18 protein-coding genes are annotated in these 15760 nt (G+C 66.6%); 10 read left to right on the top strand and 8 right to left on the bottom strand.

Features of this window, described 5'->3' with window-relative positions:
* Positions 1–741 (top strand): sensor histidine kinase, encoded by a 741-nt coding sequence (locus tag AC1DX2_RS20050; protein ID WP_477198164.1) that lies wholly within the window; start codon positions 1–3, stop codon positions 739–741.
* On the opposite strand, the gene AC1DX2_RS20045 is transcribed toward AC1DX2_RS20050, so the two are convergent.
* Positions 738–1247, bottom strand: a complete 510-nt coding sequence (locus tag AC1DX2_RS20045) for an Lrp/AsnC family transcriptional regulator (RefSeq protein ID WP_477198163.1) — start codon at positions 1245–1247, stop codon at positions 738–740. The two genes, AC1DX2_RS20050 and AC1DX2_RS20045, sit on opposite strands and share 4 nt — an antisense overlap.
* A 141-nt stretch (positions 1248–1388) precedes the next feature.
* Here AC1DX2_RS20045 and glmS point away from each other — a divergent pair, with 141 nt between their 5' ends.
* Both glmS and AC1DX2_RS20035 read left to right on the top strand, forming a co-directional pair.
* Positions 1389–3257 (top strand): glutamine--fructose-6-phosphate transaminase (isomerizing), encoded by a 1869-nt coding sequence (gene glmS, locus AC1DX2_RS20040; protein WP_477198162.1) that lies wholly within the window; start codon positions 1389–1391, stop codon positions 3255–3257.
* 48 nt (positions 3258–3305) lie between these two features.
* On the top strand, positions 3306–4277 hold the full coding sequence (locus AC1DX2_RS20035; protein ID WP_477198161.1) for an alpha/beta hydrolase family protein: 972 nt from the start codon (positions 3306–3308) through the stop codon (positions 4275–4277).
* A 24-nt stretch (positions 4278–4301) separates the two neighbouring features.
* Here AC1DX2_RS20035 and pdxR read toward each other — a convergent pair whose 3' ends face one another.
* On the bottom strand, positions 4302–5819 hold the full coding sequence (gene pdxR / locus AC1DX2_RS20030) for a MocR-like pyridoxine biosynthesis transcription factor PdxR (protein ID WP_477198160.1): 1518 nt from the start codon (positions 5817–5819) through the stop codon (positions 4302–4304).
* Positions 5820–5940: 121 nt separating this feature from the next.
* On the opposite strand from pdxR, the gene AC1DX2_RS20025 reads away from it, so the two are divergent.
* Entirely contained in the window at positions 5941–7065 is a 1125-nt protein-coding gene (locus tag AC1DX2_RS20025) for a hypothetical protein (protein WP_477198159.1), read from the top strand.
* A 33-nt stretch (positions 7066–7098) separates the two neighbouring features.
* Here the strand turns inward: AC1DX2_RS20025 and AC1DX2_RS20020 are convergent, their stop codons facing one another.
* Entirely contained in the window at positions 7099–7746 is a 648-nt protein-coding gene (locus AC1DX2_RS20020) for a TetR/AcrR family transcriptional regulator (protein WP_477198158.1), read from the bottom strand.
* 287 nt (positions 7747–8033) lie between these two features.
* Here AC1DX2_RS20020 and AC1DX2_RS20015 point away from each other — a divergent pair, with 287 nt between their 5' ends.
* The 4 genes from AC1DX2_RS20015 to AC1DX2_RS20000 are packed head-to-tail and all read left to right on the top strand — an operon-like array spanning position 8034 to position 11118.
* Positions 8034–9377 (top strand): ABC transporter substrate-binding protein, encoded by a 1344-nt coding sequence (locus AC1DX2_RS20015; protein WP_477198157.1) that lies wholly within the window; start codon positions 8034–8036, stop codon positions 9375–9377.
* A gap of 54 nt (positions 9378–9431) precedes the next feature.
* On the top strand, positions 9432–10091 hold the full coding sequence (locus tag AC1DX2_RS20010; protein WP_477198156.1) for a DsbA family protein: 660 nt from the start codon (positions 9432–9434) through the stop codon (positions 10089–10091).
* On the top strand, positions 10088–10567 hold the full coding sequence (locus AC1DX2_RS20005; protein ID WP_477198155.1) for an acyl-CoA thioesterase: 480 nt from the start codon (positions 10088–10090) through the stop codon (positions 10565–10567). Before AC1DX2_RS20010 ends, AC1DX2_RS20005 begins: the two co-directional genes overlap by 4 nt.
* A complete protein-coding gene (locus tag AC1DX2_RS20000) occupies positions 10564–11118 on the top strand; it encodes a hypothetical protein (protein ID WP_477198154.1) in 555 nt (184 codons plus the stop codon). Before AC1DX2_RS20005 ends, AC1DX2_RS20000 begins: the two co-directional genes overlap by 4 nt.
* On the opposite strand, the gene AC1DX2_RS19995 is transcribed toward AC1DX2_RS20000, so the two are convergent.
* Genes AC1DX2_RS19995 through AC1DX2_RS19985 form a run of 3 tightly spaced genes read right to left on the bottom strand, consistent with a single transcriptional unit; the run spans position 11072 to position 12450 of the window.
* A complete protein-coding gene (locus tag AC1DX2_RS19995; RefSeq protein ID WP_477198153.1) occupies positions 11072–11293 on the bottom strand; it encodes a tautomerase family protein in 222 nt (73 codons plus the stop codon). The two genes, AC1DX2_RS20000 and AC1DX2_RS19995, sit on opposite strands and share 47 nt — an antisense overlap.
* 33 nt (positions 11294–11326) lie before the next feature.
* On the bottom strand, positions 11327–11695 hold the full coding sequence (locus AC1DX2_RS19990) for a nuclear transport factor 2 family protein (protein ID WP_477198152.1): 369 nt from the start codon (positions 11693–11695) through the stop codon (positions 11327–11329).
* A 14-nt stretch (positions 11696–11709) separates the two neighbouring features.
* Positions 11710–12450: an SDR family NAD(P)-dependent oxidoreductase gene (locus AC1DX2_RS19985; protein WP_477198151.1), complete on the bottom strand. Its 741-nt coding sequence runs from the start codon at positions 12448–12450 to the stop codon at positions 11710–11712.
* Between the two features lie 142 nt (positions 12451–12592).
* Here AC1DX2_RS19985 and AC1DX2_RS19980 point away from each other — a divergent pair, with 142 nt between their 5' ends.
* On the top strand, positions 12593–13534 hold the full coding sequence (locus AC1DX2_RS19980; RefSeq protein WP_477198150.1) for a substrate binding domain-containing protein: 942 nt from the start codon (positions 12593–12595) through the stop codon (positions 13532–13534).
* Positions 13535–13552: 18 nt separating this feature from the next.
* On the opposite strand, the gene AC1DX2_RS19975 is transcribed toward AC1DX2_RS19980, so the two are convergent.
* On the bottom strand, positions 13553–13975 hold the full coding sequence (locus AC1DX2_RS19975) for an organic hydroperoxide resistance protein (RefSeq protein WP_477198149.1): 423 nt from the start codon (positions 13973–13975) through the stop codon (positions 13553–13555).
* Positions 13976–14001: 26 nt separating this feature from the next.
* Positions 14002–14613: a TetR/AcrR family transcriptional regulator gene (locus tag AC1DX2_RS19970; RefSeq protein ID WP_477198148.1), complete on the bottom strand. Its 612-nt coding sequence runs from the start codon at positions 14611–14613 to the stop codon at positions 14002–14004.
* Positions 14614–14736: 123 nt separating this feature from the next.
* Here AC1DX2_RS19970 and AC1DX2_RS19965 point away from each other — a divergent pair, with 123 nt between their 5' ends.
* Positions 14737–15756, top strand: a complete 1020-nt coding sequence (locus AC1DX2_RS19965; protein WP_477198147.1) for an alpha/beta fold hydrolase — start codon at positions 14737–14739, stop codon at positions 15754–15756.
* The last annotated feature ends 4 nt before the right edge of the window (positions 15757–15760 follow it).

Below are 15760 nucleotides of genomic sequence, written 5' to 3'. Positions count from 1 at the left end.
ATGACCCAGGAGCCGTCTTCGCCGCAAGCGCAGATAGCGCAGCTTCAGCAGGAGCTGGCTGCGCTCAAACGTGAGCTGGACGACGTGGCCCACTGCATAGGCCACGACCTGCGCGCGCCGCTGCGCCACATCACCGCCTATGCCGCGCTGTTGCACGAGGAGCTGGGCGACACGCTGAACACCGACGCCGCTGGCTACCTGGGCACCATCACCGGGTCGGCCCAGCGCATGGGGCAGATGGTGGACGGGTTGATGGAGCTGTCGCGGCTGGGTCGGGTGGCCTTGCAACCGGCGGCGCTTGACACCGCAGCGCTGGTCGCCGAAGTGCGCGCCAGCCTGGCGCCGCAGTGGCAGGGGCGCCATGTGGAATGGCGCGTGGCCGAAGCCTTGCCCCCCATGCAGGCGGACCCGCAACTGGCGCGCGAGCTGTGGCGCCAGGTGTTGGCCAACGCGGTCAAATTCACCGCGCGGCGCGAAGCCGCTGTGGTGGAAGTGGGGGCCACCACGCTGCCTGGTGGTCGGGTGCAATGGCATGTGCAGGACAACGGCTGTGGCTTCAACCCGCAGCACGCTGGCAAGCTGGGCCAGGTGTTTGCCCGGCTGCACAGTGCCAGTGATTACGAGGGGCTTGGCCTGGGGCTTGCACTGGTGCGGCGCATCGTTGCGCGCCATGGCGGCAGCATGGTGGTGCACAGTGACGGCGTGGACGCCGGCTGCCGTGTCAGCTGGGTGCTGCCCTAGGCCAACATGCCGGCGGTACCCGGCGCGGGCAGCGGCAGGCGGGCGCCGAACTTGCTGCGCTTGATGCTGAAGAAGGCCTTCACATTGCGCACATTGGCATCCGCCGTAAACAGCTGCTGCGCCAGCGCCAGATAGTCCGGCATGTCGCGCGCGTGCACCACCAGCACGAAGTCCGGCCCCGGCGACACGCGGTAGCACTGTTGCACCGCGTCCATGCCGGCCACGCGCTGCTCAAAGGTCTCTTGCGCCTCGTTGCCCTGCCGGTCCAGCGTGATCTCCACGATGGCGCACAACCCATGGCCATAGGCCTGGGCCAGCTTGTCCGGGCTGAGCACGGCGATCTCGCGCTCGATCAGCCCGAGCTCGCGCAGCCGCTTGACCCGGCGCAGGCAGGTGGGCGGCGAGGTGGCGATGCGTTCGGACAGCGCCTGGTTGCTCAGGCTGCTGTCTCTTTGCAGCAACTCCAGCAGCCTGTGATCTACCGCGTCGAGCGTCATTTCTTCCATGATTGAATGGATTATGGAATAAAAATAATAGTTTTGGAAATCAGGAAATAAAACGAAACAAATCGAGAAAAAAAGACTGCTTATTTCATTCGGCTTGCCATAGCATCCCATCACCTCGCAACAAAACACGGAGCAAATCCCATGTGTGGCATCGTCGGCTCAGTTTCCACCCGCAACATCGTCCCCATCCTGGTCCAGGGCCTGCAACGGCTGGAATACCGGGGATATGACTCCTGCGGCGTGGCGGTGTATGCCGACGGCCTGCAGCGTGCGCGCAGCACCTCACGGGTGGCCGAGCTGGCCGAGCAGGTGGCCAGCGGCCACATCACCGGCGCCACCGGAATCGCCCACACCCGTTGGGCCACCCATGGCGTGCCGGCGGTGCACAACGCCCACCCGCACTTCAGCCACGGCCCCGGCGCCGAGGCCGGCGCGGACGGTGCCCGCCCCGGCCGCGTGGCACTGGTGCACAACGGCATCATCGAAAACCACGACGAGCTGCGTGCCAGCCTGAAGGCCAAGGGCTATGTGTTTGCCAGCCAGACCGACACCGAGGTCATTGCCCACCTGGTGGACAGCCTGTACGAGGGTGACCTGTTCGACGCCGTGAAGGCCGCCGTGGGTCACCTGCACGGCGCCTATGCCATTGCGGTGTTCTGCAAGGACGAGCCGCACCGGCTGATCGGCGCGCGCGCCGGCTCGCCGCTGATCCTGGGCGTGGGTAAGGACGGCAGCGAACACTTCCTGGCCAGCGACGCCATGGCCCTGGCCGGCGTGACAGACCAGATCGTCTACCTGGACGAGGGCGACGTGGTGGACATCCAGCTCGGCAAGTACTGGGTGGTGGACAAGCAGCACAAGCCCTTGCAGCCGGTGCAGCGCCCGGTGAAGACGGTGCAGGCGCATAGTGGCGCGGCCGAACTGGGGCCTTACCGCCACTACATGCAAAAGGAAATTTTCGAGCAGCCGCGTGCGCTGTCCGACACGCTGGAAGGCGTGGCGGGCATCGTGCCCGAGCTGTTTGGCGATGGCGCACACCGCGTGTTTCAGGAGATTGACAATGTGCTGATCCTGGCCTGCGGCACCAGCTACTACAGCGGCTGCACCGCCAAGTATTGGCTGGAGAGCATCGCCAAGATGCCGACCCAGGTGGAAGTGGCCAGCGAATACCGCTACCGCGATTCGGTGCCCAACCCGCGCACGCTGATTGTCACCATCACGCAGTCCGGCGAGACGGCCGACACGCTGGCGGCGCTGCGCCACGCGCAGTCCTTGGGCATGACGAACACGCTGACCATCTGCAACGTCGCCACCAGCGCCATGGTGCGGGAATGCAAACTGGCCTACATCACCCGTGCCGGCGTGGAAGTGGGCGTGGCGTCCACCAAGGCCTTCACCACCCAGCTGGCCGGCCTGTTTTTGCTGACACTGGCGTTGGCCCAGGCCAAGGGGCGGCTGAGCGACGAAGCAGAGGCCACGCACCTGAAGGCGCTGCGCCACCTGCCGTCCGCCCTGCAGGCGGTGCTGGCGCTGGAGCCACAGCTGATCAGCTGGTCGGAAGACTTTGCCAAGATGGAAAATGCGCTGTTCCTGGGTCGGGGTCTGCACTACCCCATCGCGCTGGAAGGCGCGCTCAAATTGAAGGAAATCAGCTACATCCATGCCGAGGCCTACCCGGCCGGCGAGTTGAAGCATGGCCCACTGGCCCTGGTGACCAGCGCCATGCCGGTGGTCACCGTGGCGCCCAACGACCAGCTGCTGGAAAAGCTGAAGAGCAACATGCAAGAGGTGCGCGCCCGCGGCGGGCGCCTGTACGTGTTGGCCGACACCGACACCCGCATTGAGAGCGACGAGGGCGTGCAGGTGATACGAATGCCCGAGCATTACGGCCCGCTGTCACCGCTATTGCATGTGGTGCCGCTGCAGTTGCTGGCCTACCACACGGCGTGCGCGCGGGGGACGGATGTGGACAAGCCGCGCAATCTGGCCAAGAGTGTGACGGTGGAGTAAGGTAGGCTTGGTGGCAAACTCGCTGTTGCGCTTTTGAAGGGGCATTGCATGAACCAACAACGCCGCAGCTGGCTGCGCATGGGCGCTGCATTGGCCCTGGCGGGTGCCTTGCCATTGCGCGCGTTTGGTGCCGCCGCCACCGACGAAGCCACGCCTTTCGACACGCTGGAACTGGAATGGGCCGACGCCCGCCGCCAGCGCGGGGTGCCGGTTCGGCTGTACCTGCCGCAGGCCCCGCAGCCGGTGCCGGTGGTGGTGTTTTCGCACGGCATCGGGGGCTCGCGCCGGGGTTACAGCTGGCTGGGCCAGCACTTTGCGCGCCACGGCATCGCCAGCCTGCATCTGCAGCACGTGGGCAGCGACAACCAATTGTGGGCGGGCAGTATCTTCGGCCTGCCTGGGCGCCTGCAGGCCGCGGCGCAGGCCAGCGAGGCCATTGCCCGCACGCAGGACGTGCGCTTTGCGCTCGACACGCTGCTGATGGGCGAGCTGGCGCCGCGCCTTGACGCCAGCCGCATCGTTGCTGCCGGCCACAGCTACGGCGCCAACACCACGCTGCTGGTCAGCGGCGCCCATGTCGAACGCGAAGGCCGCGCCCTTGAGCTGCGTGACGACCGGGTGCGCGCTGCCATCGTCATCTCGGCGCCGCCCTTTTATGGCGAAGCCGAGCCGCGCAAGATCCTGCAGGCCGTGGCCGTGCCCAGCCTGCACGTCACTTGCACCGAGGACGTCATCCGCGTCCCCGGCTACTACAGTGGTGCCGAGGATCGTCTGGCAGTGTTTGACGCCACTGGCAGCGCGCGCAAATGGCTGGCGGTGTTTGACGGCGGCTCGCACAGCGTGTTCACAGACCGGGGTGGCAGCGGCGGCGCCGCCCTCAACCCGCAGGTGAAAGAGGCCACGCGGGCTTTGGCAACGGCCTTTGTCAGCGCCGTGCTGGGTGGTGACGCGCATGCGCTGTCCGACTGGCCACAGCGCCACGCAGGCATCCTGGCGCGCTTTTCGGCGGTCGGTGCCTGAGCCGGGGGCGGCCACACGGGCGGCTCATCCTTGCAACACCCCACGCAGCAGCGCCACGCCGCGGCGAATCTCCGGCAGGTCCACCGCGCCGTAACCCAACACCAGCCCTTGCCGCGCAGCCGGCCCCAGGTCATACCGCCGCAGCGAATGCAGCTTCACGTTGTGCGCCAGCAGCGCCTGCGCCGCCGCGTCCAGGTCGACCGTGACGTCGTCGCGCGCCACGGCGGTCATGTGCATGCCGTAGCTCGATGGCAGCACATGCAGCCATTGGCCCAGCTCCTTGTGTAGCAGTTCCATCAGCAGCTGGCGGCGCCGCTGGTAGGCCTGGCGCATCTTGCGCACGTGCTGCGTCAGGTGGCCGGCCTCGATGAAAGCGGCCACGCCCAGTTGCAGCGGCGTGGGGCAGTGCCAGTCCAGCGCGTTCTTGGCGGTGATCAGCGTGGGCATGGCCCAAGCCGGGGCGACCACGAAGCCCAGGCGCAGGGCCGGCAGCATGCATTTGGAGAAGGTGCCGACATAGAACACGGTGTCGGCAGATTCACGGGGGCGCAGGGCCTCCAACGGGCCGCCGTCAAAGCGGTACTCGCCGTCGTAGTCGTCTTCCACGATGACGGCGCCTTGGCGGCGCGCGTAGGCCAGCAATTCCTTGCGCCTTCGCGTCGACATGGCCACACCCAGCGGAAATTGGTGTGACGGCGTCACGCAGATCACGCCCACGCCCGGTGGCAACTGCGCCACCATCAGGCCTTCGTTGTCCACCGGCACCGGTACCAACCGGGCGCCTGCCGCCGCGAAGGCCACGCGCAACGGCGGGTAACCGGGGTCTTCTACCGCCACCACGGTCTCATCAGGCCTGACCAGCACGCGCGCCAGCAGGTCGAACGCCTGTTGTGCGCCCGAGGTGACGATGATGTCGTCCGCGGCGCACACCACCGCGCGCGTCAGCGCGATGTGCCGGCTGACGGCGTCGCGCAAAGCGGGGTTGCCCTGGTTGCCTTGCGGGCTTTTCAGGTTGGCGGGCTGGCGCTCCAGAGCGCGCAATTGTCCGGCGCTGACACGGCGGAACACGTCGTGCGGGAAGAGCGTGGCGTCCACCAGCGCGGGGCGGAAGTCGATCACCGGGGCTTGGGGGTCGGGCTGAGGCTGCGCCACCGGATCTTGCGCATGCCAGAAGCCCATGGCACGGGTGACATCGAGGCGCAACCAGAAGGGGTTCAGGCGCGGGTCGGGCAGCCGTGGCTTGGCCGCGCCGGCGCTTGGGCCCACCCGTGGGCGCTTGACCGCTTCTTTGGCCGCCACGTAGGTGCCTGCGCCCTGGCGGGTGCGCACCAGCCCTTCGTGCAGCAGCCGCTCATACACCTCGGCCACGGTGTTGCGCGACACCCGGAACACCGCGCCTGCCGTGCGTGTGGGCGGCAACTGGCTGTCCGGCGCCAGGCGGCCGTCCAGGATGGCCGCCTTCAGTTGCTGGTGCAGGCTGCGCGCGGAAACGCGCGACCCCATTGCCGCCAAATCCAAGCCGATTTCAAACAAGGTGTCCATGCCGCCTCTGTTCAGCCTGCCGGGCGGTAAGTGGCCCAGCTGTTTTTCGCCCAAATGGCCCTTTTGCGTAGCGCCCAGCGCACATAGTATTCGCAGCCATCCCAACCGGTTGTGGAGCGCCATGCAGATGAAGTTTTTCCGGGGTTTTGGCGCCGCGCTGGCGCTGGCCTGCCTGACCGTGCCCGCAGCGGCGCAAACGGTCACCGTGCCTGCACAGGCCGCCGCGCCCACGCCGGCTGCAGCGCCGCGCGATGGCACCCACGATTTCGACTTCGAAATCGGCGCCTGGCAGACCCGGCTCAAGCGCCTGCTGCGTCCGCTGTCAGGCAGCCAGGAATGGGCCGATTACCAGGGCACCACCGTGGTCCGCAAGGTATGGAACGGCGCCGCCAATCTGGTGGAGCTGGAGGTGGACGGCCCCGCCGGCCACATCGGCGCTCTCTCCTTGCGGTTGTACAACCCGGCGGCAAGGCAATGGAGCCTGAACTTTGCCAACCGCCGGGTGGGCGAGGTGTCGCTGCCACCGACCGTCGGCGCCTTTCGCAACGGACGCGGCGAGTTCTACAATTTTGAGGAGTTCAACGGCCGCATGGTGTGGGTGCGTTTTGTGATCTCCGAGGTCACGCCGGACTCGGTGCATTTCGAGCAGGCCTTTTCGGACGATGGCGGCAAGACCTGGGAGCTGAACTGGATTGCCGACGACACCCGCCTTGGCCCCACGGCGCAGATCCAACCAGCGCCGCCAGATGCACCAGCCAAGCAAGCGGCCGCGGTGCGTGATGGTGCGCATGACTTTGATTTCAACATCGGCACCTGGCGCACGCAGTCTTCCCGCCTGCTCAAGCCGTTGACCGGTTCCACCACTTGGGCGGAGATGGCGGGCGTCACCGTGGTCAAGCCCATCTGGGGTGGCCGCGCCAACTTGGCCGAGTTCAAGGCCATGGGCCCGGCGGGCGCGGTGGAACTGCTGTCGCTGCGCTTGTACAACCCTTCCAGCGGCCAGTGGAACCTGAATGTCGCCAACCCCGGCGTGGGCACGCTGGGGGTACCCAGTGTCGGCGGGTTCAGCAATGGCCGTGGCGTGTTCTATGACCAGGAGACCATCAACGGTCGCGCCGTGCTGGTGCGCTTTGCCATCTGGCCCACCGGTGCCGACACGGCGCAGTCGGAGCGGGCCTTCTCGGTGGATGGCGGCCAGACCTGGGAGGTGAATTGGCTCAGCCGTTACACGCGTTTGCGGGAGTGAGTTGGCTCCAGGCCAGCTGCCGCAGCCGCAGCTTCAGCGTCGCGCGGCCTTGGGTGTTGGCGCCGCCAGCACCGCCGCACAGCAAAGCCCCGCAATCTCTTCTGCCACTTCCGCCGCCGCCGCCGACTCGGCCTTCAGGTTGGCCGCCAGCGGTGACAGCGGCCCCACCAGCGCCTCCATGAAGCCGCCGACGATGATGGCGGCGGCTAGGTCGGCCCGCAAGTCCTTGCGGAATTCGCCGCTCTTCTGGCCTTCCTTCAGCAGGCGCACGATCTGCTGGCCAATGGCGTAGCGGGATTTGAGCCGCGCCTCGTCGATCTCGCGGTCGCAGGGTTCGGCGATCAACGCATAGGCCATGCGGCGGTTGCGCATGGCGCGCATCACGAAGGTGCGCACCACGTCGTGCAGGCGCTCGGCCGGCGTGCCGTCGCCGTCTATCACCTCGCCCATCACCACCTGCTCGTGGTGGCTGACCAGCTCCAGCACCTCGGTGAACAGCTCCACCTTGGACGGGAAATAGCGGTACACGGTGCCGGTGGCCAGGCCGGCCGCGGCGGCGATGTTGGCCACCTGGCCCTCCTGCCAACCGCCTTCGCTGATCAGCCGGTGGGCGGCCTCCAGGATGCGGGCGCGGTTTTGCGCCAATTGGTTTTCGACGTTCTCGGTGCGGTGGTAGACCATGGTGTGTGGGGATGGACGGCAGTCTTCGATGCCATTGTGTCATGAAGTTATGAACACAGGTTCATAACATTGATGCCGCAAGCGCCAACGCCAATACAAACGATACAAACTGCTGCCGGCACGACACATCTGATACAGCGCTGCGCTGGCCTGATTTCGTAGGTGTGAACTAGAATTCATTTCATTGTGAACATGGATTCATTTCATTCTCACAGGGAGCAGAAAAAACCACTTTTCTGCGGGCGACCACGCTGCTCACGCCCGCACACCTCATGTCAGGAACCACCATGCTGAAAGCACTCACTCCCCTTTGTCTGGTTTTGTCCGGCGCGCTGTCCTGCGCCAGCCTGGCCGCCACGGCGCCCAGCGCCACGGAGGCGGCCAAGACCCAGTTCTTCCCCGTGCTGTCGTACCGCACCGGGCCTTACGCGCCCAACGGCACACCCTGGGCCAATGGCTACGTGGACTACCTGAAGCTGGTCAACGCGCGTGGCGGCATCAACGGCGTCAAGATATCCTTCGAGGAATGCGAGACCGGCTACGACACCGCGCGCAGCGTGGAGTGCTATGAGCGCCTGAAGGCCAGGCACGGTGGCGGCACGGTGGTGCAGCCGCTGTCCACCGGTGCCACCTTCGCCATTTCTGAAAAGGCGCCGGTGGACAAGATCCCGCTGCTGACGCTGGGCTATGGCCGCAGCGAGAGCGCTGACGGCATGGTGTTCAAGTGGAATTTCCCCATCGCCGGCACCTACTGGGTGGCGGCCGACACCATGCTGCAGGTCATCGCCAGGAAGGAAGGCGGCTTTGACAAGCTCAAGGGCAAGAAGATCACGCTGGTCTATCACGACAGTCCTTATGGCAAGGAGCCGATTGCGCTGCTGCAGGAGCGCGCCCACCTGAACGGCTTTGCGTTGCAACTGCTGCCGGTGGCGGCGCCCGGGCTGGAGCAGAAATCCATCTGGTTGCAGATCCGCCAGGCCAGGCCGGACTACGTGCTGCTGTGGGGCTGGGGCGTGATGAATTCCACCGCCATCAAGGAGGCCCAGGCCACCGGCTACCCGCGCGAGAAGATGTATGGCGTGTGGTGGGCCGGTGCCGAGCCCGATGTGAAGGACGTGGCCGAGGGGGCCAAGGGCTACAACGCCGTGGCCCTGCAGCATGGCGCCGAGCCGCAGTCGCGCCTGGTCAAGGACATGCTGGCGCTGGTGCACGACAAGGGCCAGGGCACCGGAGCGCGCGACGAGGTGGGGCAGGTGCTGTACATGCGCGGCGCCATGAGCGCCATGCTGGGCGTGGAGGGCGTGCGCGCCGCGCAGGAGCGCTTCGGCAGGGGCCGGGTGGTCAGCGGCGAGCAGGTGCGCTGGGGCCTGGAGAACCTGAACCTGACGCAGGCCAAGCTGGACGCACTGGGCTTCTCCGGCGTGCTGCGCCCCATCTCCACCTCGTGCGCCGACCACATGGGCGCCGCCTGGACGCGCATGACCAGCTGGGATGGCCGCCGATGGCAGTTCACCAGCGATTGGCTACAGGCCGACGAGCAAATCATCAAACCGCTGGTGAAGGCGGCAGCCGCCAAATACGCCGGCGACAAGAAGCTGGCGCCACGCGCGCCGGCGGACTGCCAGAGCTGAGGCCGGCCCACACCCACAGCCATGCCCACAGCCATCTTTCAAGGAGGAAACATCATGAACACCACCATCCCTACCCGGGTGCGCGTCTACACCGATTGCCGCAGCCCCTATGCCTACCTGGCCATGGCCGGCGCCTACCAGCTGGAGCACGACTTTCACGTGCTGCTCGACTGGTACCCCTACGCGGTGGACCTGGAGGGCGTCTACGGCGCGGTGGCCACGCGCAATGAGCGCGAATGGCGCAAGCTGCGCTACCTGTATGGCGACGTGCGCCGCCAGGCCACCGAGCGCGGCATGCTGGTCAAGGGCACGCGCAAGATCTACGACCCCACGCTGGTCAGCCTGGCCATGCTGTACGCCAAGCGCTGTGGCGCGCTGCGCGCCTTCCAGGATCCGCTGCTGGACCAGTTCTGGAGCCACCACATGGAAATCGACAACGCGGAACAGGTGGAGCGCTGTCTGCAGGCCGCCGGGCTGGACGTGGCCGGTTTTCGGGGCTATGCCGCCGTGCTGGGGCCGCAGGAACTGGCCGAGGTGCGCGAGCAGGCCGAATGCGAAGGCGTGTTTGGCGTGCCGTCGTTCATTTTCGGCGGCGAATTGTTCTGGGGGCCTGACCGGCTCGACCACTTGCGCGCGCGGCTGCGGCAGGCCAGGCTGCAGCGCCGGGCAATTGCCGCGCCGCGGTTGGCCGCACGGGAAGGGGCACTGGCATGACGCGGCCCCTGACCGAAACCTACCGCGGCGTGGTGCCCCAGTGGCATTGCGACCACATGGGTCACATGAATGTGATGTTCTACACCAGCATGTTCGAGCAGGCTTCGTGGCAATTGCTGGCCACGCTGGGCATCACACCGGGCTGGATGCGCGATACCGGCCTCGGCATGGTGTCCATGGACCAGCGCACCAGCTACCAGCGCGAGCTGCATGCCGGCGACGTGGTGTATGTGCGCAGCGGCGTGCTGGAGGTGCGTGCCAAGGCGCTGCGCTTTGCCCATGAGCTGGTGGACGCCAGCACCGGTGAGGTCTGCGCCATTGCCCACTTTGTGGCCGTGCACTTCGACCGCGAGCTCCGCCGCTCGGCCGTGCTGCCGCAGGCCTTTGCCGAGCGTGCCCGCGCCGCGCTGACGCGCATGGTGCTGCCCTGGGACGACCTGAACCCGCAGCCTGAGCCGCTGGCGGAGGCCGCATGATGGGCTGCGCCGAGCTGCACCTGGCCGAGCCGCCCGCCGGCACGGCCGACCCGCCGGATGGTTCACCCCACCAGCTGCCGGAGGGCGAAGCCGCCACCCGCCGCGCACTGGCCGCGCTGATGGCGGATTTCTTCTACCTGGTGTCGTTCGCCGCCGGCACTTACCCGCGTTATGGGCAAGTGCGCGCGCTGTTCGTTCCCGGCGGCCTGCTGGTGCGCGGCACCGAGGTGGTGCCGCACGTGCAGACCGTGGAGCAGTTCGCCAAAGGGCGGCATGCCGAGGTGGAGGCTGGCACGCTGACCCAGTTTCACGAATGGGAGCTCAGCGAACACACGCAGGTGTTCGGCCACGTGGCGCAGCGCTTCAGCCGCTACCGCAAGAGCGGCGTCTACCGGGGCCGGGGCTTTGTGGAGCACGGTGTCATCAGCACGCAGTTCGTACACGGGCCGCAGGGTTGGCGCATCAGCGCCATGGCTTGGGACGACGAGCGACCGGGCGGCAAGCTCAGCGGCCAGCCTTGGCCGCCGCCTCTTCGCGCCGCAGCTCGGTGACGGTGCGGCCCTTCCAGCCCCAGTTGTCGGTGTCCACCTCGTCGATGACGACGAAGGTGGCGGCCGGGTCCTTGTTGAGCACGCGCACCATCATGTTGGTGGCCTCGGTGATTAGTTGCTGCTTCTGCGCCAGCGTGACGCCTTCGCGGGTGATTTCTATGCGGATGTAGGGCATGGTGTTCTCCGGGGTGTTGAAGAGGGCGGGCGGTCAGTTGTCCAGGTGGGTGTACAGCTTGTTGACGATACGCCACTGGCCGTCCTGCTTCAGCAGGCTGAGCTGGTCCAGGTAGTTCAGGCCCAGCATCGGGCACTGCGTGGTGGCCACGGCAGTGGCGCCGTGGATCTGCAGCGCCAGCAGCTTCATCTGCTGCGACTCGCCCTTTTGTTGCGGGCTGGTGCGACCGGCCACCAGGCGCAGGTAGGGCTCCAGCTCGCGCAACACGATCTCGCCCTTGACCTCGCCAAACAGGCGGGCCTGCGGGTGGAACACGGCGCGCAGCGCCTCGGCATCGCCCTGGTGCAGGGCGTCAAAATAGCGCTGCACCAGGGCCATCAGGGTTTCGCGGTCGCTGTTCATCAGCGGCGCTTCCATCACCACTTGCCCGCGTTTGCGCCGCCATCCACCGGCAGCACCACGCCGCTGGTGAAGCCGGCATCGGCCAGGTACAGCACGGCGTCGGCGATCTCCTGCGTGCTGGCGATGCGGTTGGCCGGCGACAGCCCGCTCAGGAAGCCATGGTTGACGGCGGGGTGCATGGGCGTGTCCACGATGCCAGGCGCCACCGCGTTGACCTGGATGTTGTGCGGCGCGAGTTCCAGCGCCAGCGCCTTGGTGGCCTGGTTGATGCCGCCTTTGATCAGCACCGGCAGCAGTGCCGGCACGGCCTGCATCGGTTGCGAGCCCAGGCTGGCGGTGATGTTGATGATGCGCCCGGCCTTGCGCGGCACCATGTGGCGGGCGGCGGCTTGCGACGGGTAGACGAAGCCCTTCAGGTTGGTGTTGACCATCGCCTCCAGATCGTCCGGCGTGTAGTCGGTCAGCGGCTTGGCGATGAAGACACCGGCGTTGTTGACCAGCACGTCGACCTGGCCGAAGCGCTGCACAGCGCGCGCGATCAGCTGGGTGCCCACGCTCGGGTCCGCCACGTCGCCGGCCACGGCCAGGAAGTTGTCGGGGTTCCCCAGGCTGGTGGCTGCCTGTTTCAAGCGTTCCTCGGTGCGGGCATTGCCGACCACGTTGTCGCCGCGTTGCAGGAAGGCGCGGGCCAGTGCCAGGCCGATGCCGCTGGAGGCGCCGGTGATGACGACGGTCTTGGGTGTGTTGTTGCTCATGATCAGGTCCTTTCAAGGGTTGTTGCAGTGTTTGCCGGGCTTGGCAGCCATGCCGCAGCCCGTAAGACGTAATCTATTTATTCCACCGGCATAAATAAATAGGCTATAAATCACTTCACTGCTTACACCATGTAATTAATCCATGAACCGCCAGTTCGATGATTTGATGTTGGGCAGCCTGGAGCTGTTTTGTGCGGCGGCCGAGCTGCACGGCTTCACGGCCGCCGCCACGGCCACCGGCGTGACGCCGGCTGCCGTCAGCCGCACGGTGGCCCGGCTGGAAGAACGCTTTGGTGTGCGGCTGTTCGTGCGCACCACGCGGCAGATACGCCTGACCGAAGCCGGCCAGGCGTATTACGAGCAATGTCGCCACGCGCTGAACCAGTTGCTGGAGGCCGAGCGTGATGTCAGCGGCCGCCAAGCCACGCCCAGCGGGTTGCTGCGCATCAGCGTGCCCACCACCTACGGGCACTACCGTTTGCTGCCGCTGTTGCCGGCGTTCCGCGCAAGCTACCCCGACATCCGCGTGGAGGTGCACGTCAGCAACCGCAACATCGATTTCGCTGCCGAAGGCTATGACCTGGCCGTGCGCGTGCGTGACCCGGGCGACTCCACGCTGATCGCGCGTCACCTGGAAGATGCGGAACTGGTGCTGGTGGCCGCGCCGGACTACCTGCGCCGCCGTGGTGAGCCCAAGACGCTGGGCGATTTGCAGCGGCATGACTGCATCCAGTTTGAGCTGCCCAGCAGTGGCCGTACCATCCCGTGGCTGTTCCGCCAGGACAGCAAGGACGTGGAGTTGCTGACCACGGGCGGCTACGCCTGCTCAGACGATGTGCTGGCCGGCGTGACGCTGGCGCGGCATGGCGCGGGCATCTTTCAGGCCTACAGGTTCGTGGTGGAGGAAGACCTGCGCCAGGGCCGGCTGATGGAATTGCTGAAGCCGCTGGGCGGCCGCTCGCGCCCCTACAACCTGCTGTACCCGCACCTGCGCTACGTGCCGCTGCGGGTGCGCACGTTTGTGGAATTCTTGCTGGGCCACAAGACCGGGCCAGCCCGAGCGGCCAAGCGCGTCAAGGTGTGACGCGCGCGGCCACGCGCGTCAGGGAATCACGAACTCCACCGCGATGTTGCCGCGCGTGGCCAGCGAGTAAGGGCACAACTGGTGGGCGCCGTCCACCAACTGGCGCTTTTGCTCGGGCGCCAGGCCCGGCAGGTGCACTGTCATCTTCATCGCCAGCGCAAAGCCCTGGTCAGCGGTGTTGCCCAGCATGACTTCGGCGTCTATGGACGCATCGTCGGGCAGGCGCAGGCCCAGCGGTGCGCCGGCGCGGCGCATCGCGCCCATGAAGCAGGCCGACCAGCCCACCGCCAGCAGTTGCTCGGGGTTGGTGCCGGGCTTGCCCAGGCCGGGTGGGCTGAGCTTGACGTTGAGTTGACCGTCGCTGGATTTGCCGGTGCCGTCGCGCCCGCCGGTGGTGTGGGTGTGGGCGGTGTACAGCGGTTTTTCTATCGTGCGCAACATGGTGTGTTCTCCGTTGGTGGTGTGGGTCAGGCCGCGCCGTCTTCTTCGGCAGGGCGGAAATGAGTCAGTGCGGTCATGGCCATGCGCACCACGTTGCGCGATTCGGCCACGGGGGCGCCGGCTTTGCCGGTGACGCGCAGGCCGCGCATCACGGTGAGGATGAATTCGGCGCCGGCTTTCTCGTCCAGTTCAGTCGGTAGTTCGCCCAGCACCTTGGCCTGCTTCAGCGCCGCAGCCAGGTCAGTCTTGGAGCGGTTGCCGCCCTGGCGCAGCAGCTCGGCCACCTCGGCATCGCTGACGCCGATTTCGGAGGCGGTGTTCACCGACAGGCAGCCACGCGTGCGCGCCACGCCGGTCTGGCAGGCGATGGACAGCAGCAGCGCTTCGATGCCGCGCAGGGGGGATGGCGCTTCGTGAACAGTCTTCATCAGCGACTCAGCACGCTCAGCCTGGTAGACCTGCAGCGCCTGCAGGAACAGGCCGCGCTTGCTCTCGAAGGTGTTGTACAGGCTTTGCCGGCCTATGCCCATGGCTTCCACCAGGTCGGGCAGGCCGGTGGCTTCATAGCCCTGGCACCAGAACACCTCCATCGCGCGGTGGAGGACTTCGTCACGGTCAAATTCAGAGGGTCTTGGCATGGTGAGCAAATTCTAGTTGATTTTTGACTGATCGGTCAAATATAATTTGCGGCAACGAATTCACCAGTTGCTCTTCCTTCTTTTTCTTTTTCATTTCTTCCACTTCGGATCCATAGACTTGCCATGACCAACCACTCCAGCCGCAGAAGTTTTCTCTCTCTCGCCGCCCTGACCGGCGCGCAACTGGCGCTGGCCCGCCCATCGGTGGCGGCCGCGTTGCCGGCGCAGCCTGCCGCTGCCAACAGCTTTGCCGGCAAGCTGCGCCAGATCAACGCCGGCCCGTTGAACATCGGCTACGCCGAGCTGGGCCCGGCCAACGGCCCGGCCGTGCTGCTGCTGCACGGCTGGCCCTATGACATCCATACGTATGTGGACGTGGCACCGCAGCTGGCGAACGCTGGCTTTCGCGTGCTGGTGCCCCATCTGCGCGGCTATGGCAGCACGCGCTTCCTGCAACAGGGCGCCGTGCGCAACGCACAGCAGACAGCCTTCGCCGCCGACGCCATCGCGCTGCTGGACGCACTGGGCATAGAGCAGGCGGTGGTGGCCGGCTGCGACTGGGGCGCGCGCACCGCCTGCGTGATGGCGGCGCTGTGGCCGCAGCGCGTGAAAGCGCTGGTGTCAGTCAGCGGCTACCTGGTGACCAACCGCGCTGCCGGTGGCCAGCCGCTGGCCCCAAGCGACGAACTGGCCTGGTGGTACCAGTTTTACCTCACCACCGAGCGCGGCCGTCTGGGCTATGACAAGAACCGCAAGGACTTCGCCCGTCTGATCTGGAACCAGGCCTCGCCGCAATGGCGCTTCGACGACGCCACTTTCGAGCGCAGCGCGCTGGCGCTGGACAACCCGGACCACGTGGCCATCGTGGTGCACAACTACCGCTGGCGCCTGGGCCTGGCCGATGGCCAAACCGACTACGCGGAACTGGAAAACCGGCTGGCAGGTGTGCAGAGCCTGGTCCTGCCCAGCATCACGCTGGAGGGCGACGCCAATGCCGCGCCGCACCCGCCGGCCGCCGCGTATGCGAAGCGCTTCACCGGCAAGTACCAGCACCGCCAGTTGGGCGGTGGCATCGGCCACAACCTGCCGCAAGAGGCGCCCACCGCTTTCGCCCAGGCGGTGCTGGACGTGGCGCAATGGTGATGGA

The sequence above is a fragment of the Hylemonella sp. P2_B10 genome (genome assembly GCF_056404875.1).
The sequence above is the reverse complement of the archived record's forward strand: the minus strand, read 5'-3'. Positions and strand labels throughout refer to the sequence as shown.